The organism is Candidatus Nanopusillus massiliensis (assembly GCF_920984865.1).
The window spans coordinates 590465-591276 of record NZ_OV100765.1 but is presented as its reverse complement, the minus strand read 5'-3'; the positions used below and the strand labels follow the sequence as shown (position 1 = coordinate 591276).

The window sequence follows — 812 nt, the reverse complement described above, 5'->3', positions numbered from 1 at the left end:
CAATAAAGGAAATTGAAGAAGCTTCAAAATTGGTAAGAAGAGTTGGTCTTGGATTTATGGGATTAGCAGATTTATTCCATGAATTGGGAATTCCATATTCACTCTGAAGAAGGATATAAATTATTAATGAAAATAACAGAATATTTAACATCTTATTCAATGTTAGANNNTGTTGGAAAGAGCAAAAACAANNNGTAAATTTGATAGATATGATGAGAACAANATATTAAGATGGAGTATTACCTGTAGAAGGATATTATCATAAAGAATTATGGACATTAGATTGGGAATATTTGAAAGAACAAATAATAAAATATGTAATAAGAAATGTTGAAGTAACATCAATTGCTCCAACNNGTTCTATATCCATGTAGTCAGATACATCTTCAGGTATTGAACCACAATATTCTTTAGTATATGAAAAAAGAGTAACTGCTGGCGTATATTATTATGTAGATCAGGAATTGGCAAGAAATTAAGGGAAAGAGGTTTATATAATAATGATATATTAAAGAAAATATCCGATAATGGGGGAAGTTTATTGGGAATAAAAGAAATACCAGATGCATTTGAAAGCAATATTCTTAACAGCATTAGANNTACCATGGTGGGATCNNATAAGAGCACAGGCAGTTGCTCAAATATGGATAACTACTATCAATATCAAAGACAATAAATATGCCAAATTGGGTTCAACCAGATGATGTATATTATTCAATTTATTGGCATATAAGATGGGATGCAAAGGAATTACAATATATAGAGATGGATCAAAATCTGTACAAGTATATGTAGCTCCTGCAGAGGCGAGT

1 pseudogene (cut by a window edge) is annotated in these 812 nt (G+C 30.2%); it reads left to right on the top strand.

Going from position 1 to position 812, the window contains the following annotated elements:
• Positions 1-374, top strand: a pseudogene (locus LUA84_RS03790) (adenosylcobalamin-dependent ribonucleoside-diphosphate reductase) (its annotated part extends 176 nt beyond the left edge of the window); the annotation flags it as partial.
• Between the last annotated feature and the right edge of the window lie 438 nt (positions 375-812).